Raw genomic sequence first — 6418 nt, forward strand, 5'->3', positions numbered from 1 at the left:
GAACCCAATGCCAGGTCGTGGTAGCGTGACAGAAAATCACTATGACCACGTTCACGTTTCAATGAACGGATAAACCAGACTTGGTAATATCATTTTGACGAATGAGATCTAGCTTTCATGATAGGAAGTAAGTCTCGTTCGTTTTTTTCTTTGTCATACTCTTCGAAAAATAAATGCAAACCACGTCAGTTTTATCTGCAACCTCAAAGCTGTGCTGTGAGCAACCTACGGATAGCTTCCTAGTTAGCTCTTTTATTTTCATTGAGTATCAATTTGAATGGAAAATGGAAAGTTAGCATCTAGTAATGACTCAAGCAACATTCTTGTAATCTATTTTACTTTATATTATACCTGATTAGTCAACTATTGATAGATTAATTTAAAGGAGAAAGAAATGCTAGAGATTCAAGATTTACTGTATCAACTCCGCTTGTCTGAGCAAGCGAGTACGCAATTGTTTGAAAAAAGGCTTGGGATTAGTTTGACACGGTATCAGATTTTATTATTTTTGTTGAAGCATTCCCCTTGTAATCAAATAGCGGTTCAGGAGAGTTTGAAGATTGATCAGGCTGCTTTGACACGGCATTTTAAGATTTTAGAAAAGGAAGGTTTGGTGGAGCGTCATCGTAATCCTGAAAATCAGCGAGAAGTCTTGGTAGAGGCTACGAAGTATGCCAAGGAGCAGTTAGTGATGAATCCACCTCTGCAGCATATCAAGGTTAAGAAAGAGATGGAAAGTATCTTAACAGAGTCTGAGAGAACAGAATTCAGCCGTTTATTAAACAAATTGGTTTTGAGCATTGAAAATATAGAAATTTAAGGAGAAATAGATGTCAATTATTACAATTATTTTAGCAACAATCGTTGCTTTGGAGCATTTTTACATTTTTTATTTGGAAAGTATTGCAACGCAATCAGAAGCGACTAGTCGTGTCTTTAACATGGACAGGGAAGAACTAGCTCGTCCGTCGGTAAGTTCACTGTTTAAAAATCAAGGGATTTATAATGCTCTGCTAGGAGTCTTTCTCCTGTATGGGATTTATTTCTCACAGAATTTAGAAATTGTGACTATTTTTGTTTTATTTGTGATTGGTGCTGCGGCTTATGGCTCTCTCACAGCAGATAAGAAAATTATTTTGAAGCAAGGTGAGCCAGCTATTTTAGCCTTGATTAGTATTTTTCTCTTTAAATAAGTTCAAAGGTCAATCTTAGTCTCGCTAGTCCTTTTCACTCCGGAATAAGGGAAATATGTTATACTTGTTTTTAAGAAAAAGTCTCATTGAATTTGTTTTGAGGAGTTAGAAATGAAAGTATTAGTGACAGGTTTTGAGCCCTTTGGAGGGGAAAAGGTTAATCCAGCTTTGGAGGCCATTAAAGGTTTACCAGCTGAAATCCATGGTGCTGAGGTCCGTTGGTTAGAAGTGCCAACAGTCTTTCACAAATCGGCTCAAGTATTGGAAGAAGAGATGAACCGCTATCAACCTGACTTTGTCTTTTGTATTGGCCAAGCAGGTGGAAGATCTAGCTTGACGCCTGAACGAGTGGCTATAAATCAAGACGATGCACGCATTCCTGATAATGATGGTAATCAACCGATTGACCTTTCCATTCGCCAAGACGGTGCTTCAGCCTACTTTAGTAGTTTACCGATTAAAGCGATTGTTCAAGCTATAAAAAAAGAGGGGTTGCCGGCCTCTGTTTCCAATACGGCAGGGACTTTTGTCTGCAACCATTTGATGTATCAGGCCCTCTATTTGGTAGAAAAGAAATTTCCACATGTTAAGGCAGGTTTTATGCATATTCCTTATATGATGGAACAGGTGGTGAATCGACCTACAACTCCAGCTATGAGTTTAGTGGATATTAGGCGAGGGATAGAAGCGGCAATCGGCGCCATTATAGAACATGGAGATCAGGATCTCAAGTTGGTAGGCGGAGAAACTCATTGATAGAAAAAAGCTTGAGGGAAAACCTTCAAGCTTTTGGACGTTTTCGAGCCAATACTGCTCGGTAGAAAATTATTTTATTGATTTGAATGTAGGGTAGGAGTGTGAAACTAGCAATCCCAAAGGTAATCCAATTGAGGAAGTACCAAGGAAGAAGCTGTAAATCTAGGACAAAGTGCTGGAACTTGTAGCCCTTCATAAAGGAACGGCTAGTTTTTAGGATTCGTCTTGGTGAGGCCTGTCCTAGGTCTAGACTATAACAGAGAAGAAATTCCACCTGTGAATAGGCATAATACTGTGGAATATAGAGGATATTTCCTACAATGATCAAGATGAGACTTGCAAGAAAGTAGAGTCCAAAGACCATGAGGAAACGCTCGGTTTCAACTGATGAGAGATCTAGATTTGGAAACTCAGGATGTAGGGTGACGAATTTTTTGGCTAAAAAGCTACTATAAAAGAGGAAGTAAATCCCAAGTAAATTAGGGATACTCCATAAAAAGAGATAGAAACGTTTGAGAAGTAGGGTCAAAAAGGTTTGAGAAAAGCGCTCCTCATCAAAGAGAGCTAGGCTGTTTTTTACAGATGGCTCCGTTTTAGAATCTTTCATGAGTGTCAGTGTTGCATAGACGGAACTGGTCAAAAGAATAGTCCCGATAAAGGAGACTAATAGTGGAAAAAGGTAGGCTTGGAATATATGACCAAACACGCTTAAAAAGGGTTGTTCTAAAACACTCTCGTTGATGCGCTCTAAGGGATTAAGAAAGCCAGACAATATGACCAGCATGCTAGGTAAGAGATAGACGAGAAAGAGGCGGGGATTTTCAGCCTGAAATTGTCTGGCTTGCAGACGAATGGTTTTTAAATCAATTTTTGGGTATTTCATTCTCTCATTATACCATAGTTCGTGACAGTTCCAGCTTTTTTTGATAGAATCATACAGTATGCCCTTGGGCACAAAGTATGAACTGGGACTGTCTTTCCCAGCTTCGGAGGTAAAAAATGTCAGATTCACCAATCAAATACCGTTTGATTAAGAAAGAAAAACATACGGGAGCTCGTCTGGGAGAAATCATCACTCCCCACGGCACCTTCCCGACGCCTATGTTTATGCCAGTTGGGACACAAGCCACTGTCAAAACTCAGTCGCCTGAGGAATTGAAGGAGATGGGTTCAGGAATTATCCTGTCAAACACCTACCATCTCTGGCTTCGTCCTGGAGATGAACTCATCGCACGCGCTGGTGGTCTCCACAAGTTCATGAATTGGGACCAGCCTATTTTGACAGATAGTGGTGGTTTTCAGGTTTATTCCTTAGCAGATAGCCGTAATATCACAGAAGAAGGAGTAACCTTTAAAAACCATCTCAATGGTTCTAAGATGTTCCTATCCCCAGAAAAAGCCATCTCTATTCAGAATAATCTGGGTTCAGACATCATGATGTCCTTTGATGAATGTCCTCAGTTTTATCAACCTTATGACTACGTTAAGAAATCGATCGAGCGTACCAGCCGTTGGGCTGAGCGTGGTTTGAAGGCTCACCGTCGTCCGCATGACCAAGGGTTATTTGGGATTGTGCAGGGGGCAGGATTTGAAGACCTGCGTCGCCAATCGGCTCATGACCTTGTCAGCATGGACTTCCCAGGTTACTCTATTGGTGGTTTGGCAGTGGGAGAAACCCACGAAGAGATGAATGCTGTCTTGGACTTCACAACCCAACTGCTACCTGAAAACAAACCTCGCTATTTGATGGGTGTGGGAGCGCCAGATAGCTTGATTGATGGGGTGATTCGTGGGGTGGATATGTTTGACTGTGTCTTGCCGACTCGAATCGCTCGTAATGGGACTTGTATGACCAGCCAAGGTCGTTTGGTTGTCAAAAATGCCCAGTTTGCTGAGGACTTTACGCCACTGGATCCTGAATGTGATTGTTACACATGTAAGAACTATACACGCGCCTATCTTCGTCACCTGCTCAAGGCTGATGAAACCTTCGGTATCCGCTTGACTAGCTACCACAATCTTTACTTCTTGCTTAACTTGATGAAGCAAGTGCGCCAAGCCATTATGGATGACAATCTCTTGGAATTTCGTGAGTATTTTGTGGAAAAATATGGCTATAATAAGTCAGGGCGTAATTTCTAAAATGGAATTGATATAAGCTAAAAATCCTAAGTTTTCTCTTAGGATTTTTCTTCTTTTTTTGATAGAATAAAGTGTACAATGAAAGGAAGAATAAACTCGTATGCGCATTAAATGGTTTTCCTTGATTAGGATTACAGGTTTACTATTGGTACTCTTGTATCATTTCTTTCAGACCATCTTTCCTGGAGGATTTTTCGGGGTAGATGTCTTTTTCACATTTTCAGGTTTCCTGATTACAGCTCTACTCGTCGAAGAATTTTCTAAGAATCACGAGATTGACTTGATTGGATTTTTTAGGAGACGCTTTTATCGGATTGTGCCACCTGTGGTTTTGATGGTCTTGGTGACCATGCCCTTTACCTTTCTAGTTCGCCAAGATTATGTGGCTGGAATTGGGGGTCAGATTGCTGGTGTCTTAGGTTTTATGACCAACTTCTATGAACTCCTAACAGGTGGGAGTTATGAATCTCAGTTCATTCCTCATTTGTTTGTTCATAATTGGAGCTTGGCTGTTGAGGTACACTACTATATTCTTTGGGGATTGGCAGTTTGGTTCTTATCCAAACAGGCTAAATCAAATGGTCAGTTGAGAGGAATGGTCTTTCTCTTATCTGCTGCTGCCTTCTTAATTAGTTTCTTCTCCATGTTTATTGGTAGTTTTCTAGTAACCTCTTATTCCTCTGTTTACTTCTCCAGTTTAACCCATGTCTATCCATTCTTTTTGGGAAGTATCCTAGCAACGATTGTAGGCGTTCGTCAGACAACTTCTTTAGTTAAGCAGTTGGATAAAATTTGGGATTTACGCAAGACCCTTTTAGTTTTTGGAGGAGGTTTTGGTTTCTTACTCATTTTGACCTTCTTTGTCAAATTTACCTATCTCTTTGCCTATCTTATTGGCTTCTTGCTTGCCAGCCTTGCAGCCCTTGCTATGATTATGGCGGCGCGTGTCTTACATGAAAAGACTCCTAACGTGCAGGAGCCAAAGATTATCAGCTTTTTAGCGGATACTAGCTATGCGGTTTATCTTTTCCATTGGCCTTTCTATATCATTTTTTCACAGTTGACATCAAATCTTCTTGCTGTATTACTGACTTTGATTTTTTCTTATGGCTTTGCTAGCCTATCATTCTATGTATTGGAACCTTGGATTGCAGGAAAGAACACACCTGTTTTACAAACTCTTCGTCCCCTGCCTTATATTCACGCAATTCTTGCAACAAGTACAGGAATCTTGGCCTTCATTGTCTTCTTAGTAACTCTGTTGGCACCACAAGTGGGAGCGTTTGAGACAGACTTAACTGTCAATGGCTTGAAGCAAGCTGCAACAAATATTAACCAGACCAAGGTAATGACAGAACGAGCAGAAGCTGATAGTTTAGGAATTGCTGATGGCACTATGTTAATTGGTGACTCGGTGGCCTTAAGGGCAAATACAGCCCTACAGACAGCCCTTCCTGGAGCACAGATTAACGCACAAGTCAGCAGAACAACCAAGACTGCCAATGAAATCATGCTAAACAATAGCCAGAATAAATTTTTACCTAAGATGGTGGTCATTGCGACTGGGGTAAATAATCCTGAAAATTACAAGGAAGACTGGGACAGTGTCGTGAAAAATCTTCCTAAGGGCCACCATATGGTTTTGGTGACTCCTTATGAGGGAGATAAGACAAAAGAGACCTATGCCATCGTTGAGAAGGCTGCTGCCTATATGAGAGAATTGGCAGAGAAGACACCTTACATCACGATAGCAGATTGGAATCAAGTTGCGAAAGAGCATCCAGAAATTTGGGCAGGAACAGACCAAGTCCATTTCGGAAGTGACACTAGCACTATTGAAGCAGGAGCAAAATTGTATGCAGATACGATTGCCACAGCCTTGAAGACAGCTCAAGACAAGCCAGTCAAATCAAAATAACGTGTATTAAAAAGAGAAGAGTTGGAGAAATCCAACTCTTTTAAAATATCGCATCTCTGTGCCTTTCTTGTGTTTGTGGTTGAACAACAAGTATAACACAGAGGTGTTTTCTTATGCCTACACTTTCAGCTAGTTGAACCATCTAATTTTTAGGAGGGCTGGGTGGCTAACTTCATTATAGAACTTTCATTTAGTAAATCGAACGTGAAAATGTCCCATTTGGTAGAATAGTCGTATGAAAAGTATCCAACTGAATATGAATGAAACGAAAAAATATCTGGTGATAAAAGCTATAGACCAAGGAAAGAAAACAAAGAAACGACCCTGTGTCGAACTGAATCTTTCTGAAAGACAAATCAATCGTCTGCTACTAGCCTATCAACAGAAAGGAAAAAAGCCTTCAGACACG

6 protein-coding genes and 1 pseudogene are annotated in these 6418 nt (G+C 40.5%); 6 read left to right on the top strand and 1 reads right to left on the bottom strand.

Translation table 11 applies throughout. From position 1 onward, the window contains the following. Positions 1–394 precede the first annotated feature (394 nt). From HT708_RS01660 to pcp, 3 genes are all read left to right on the top strand, one after another. Positions 395–820, top strand: coding sequence for a MarR family winged helix-turn-helix transcriptional regulator (locus HT708_RS01660; RefSeq protein ID WP_172925754.1), 426 nt, complete (start codon positions 395–397; stop codon positions 818–820). 10 nt (positions 821–830) lie between these two features. After that, positions 831–1193, top strand: coding sequence for a DUF1304 domain-containing protein (locus tag HT708_RS01665; protein ID WP_000022854.1), 363 nt, complete (start codon positions 831–833; stop codon positions 1191–1193). 111 nt (positions 1194–1304) lie between these two features. Beyond that, a complete protein-coding gene (gene pcp / locus HT708_RS01670; RefSeq protein ID WP_119919572.1) occupies positions 1305–1949 on the top strand; it encodes a pyroglutamyl-peptidase I in 645 nt (214 codons plus the stop codon). Positions 1950–1974: 25 nt separating this feature from the next. Here pcp and HT708_RS01675 read toward each other — a convergent pair whose 3' ends face one another. Further along, a complete protein-coding gene (locus tag HT708_RS01675; RefSeq protein ID WP_172925893.1) occupies positions 1975–2832 on the bottom strand; it encodes a DUF975 family protein in 858 nt (285 codons plus the stop codon). A gap of 116 nt (positions 2833–2948) precedes the next feature. Here HT708_RS01675 and tgt point away from each other — a divergent pair, with 116 nt between their 5' ends. The 3 genes and pseudogenes from tgt to HT708_RS01690 all read left to right on the top strand — a co-directional run. After that, the gene (gene tgt, locus HT708_RS01680; protein ID WP_001285237.1) at positions 2949–4091 is read left to right on the top strand and encodes a tRNA guanosine(34) transglycosylase Tgt; all 1143 of its coding nucleotides are present in this window, start codon (positions 2949–2951) and stop codon (positions 4089–4091) included. 100 nt (positions 4092–4191) lie between these two features. After that, on the top strand, positions 4192–6009 hold the full coding sequence (locus tag HT708_RS01685; protein WP_172925894.1) for an acyltransferase family protein: 1818 nt from the start codon (positions 4192–4194) through the stop codon (positions 6007–6009). Between the two features lie 256 nt (positions 6010–6265). Beyond that, positions 6266–6418 (top strand): annotated as a pseudogene (locus HT708_RS01690) (helix-turn-helix domain-containing protein); the annotation flags it as partial.

Source organism: Streptococcus sp. 3613 (genome assembly GCF_013277375.1).
In the GTDB taxonomy this organism is placed as follows: domain Bacteria; phylum Bacillota; class Bacilli; order Lactobacillales; family Streptococcaceae; genus Streptococcus; species Streptococcus pseudopneumoniae.

Bases quoted from the DNA above. Each gene is read 5' to 3' on its own strand.
- HT708_RS01660 (WP_172925754.1), top strand. From the start codon at position 395: ATGCTAGAGATTCAAGATTTACTGTATCAACTCCGCTTGTCTGAGCAA.
- HT708_RS01665 (WP_000022854.1), top strand. From the start codon at position 831: ATGTCAATTATTACAATTATTTTAGCAACAATCGTTGCTTTGGAGCAT.
- pcp (WP_119919572.1), top strand. From the start codon at position 1,305: ATGAAAGTATTAGTGACAGGTTTTGAGCCCTTTGGAGGGGAAAAGGTT.
- HT708_RS01675 (WP_172925893.1), bottom strand. From the start codon at position 2,832: ATGAAATACCCAAAAATTGATTTAAAAACCATTCGTCTGCAAGCCAGA.
- tgt (WP_001285237.1), top strand. From the start codon at position 2,949: ATGTCAGATTCACCAATCAAATACCGTTTGATTAAGAAAGAAAAACAT.
- HT708_RS01685 (WP_172925894.1), top strand. From the start codon at position 4,192: ATGCGCATTAAATGGTTTTCCTTGATTAGGATTACAGGTTTACTATTG.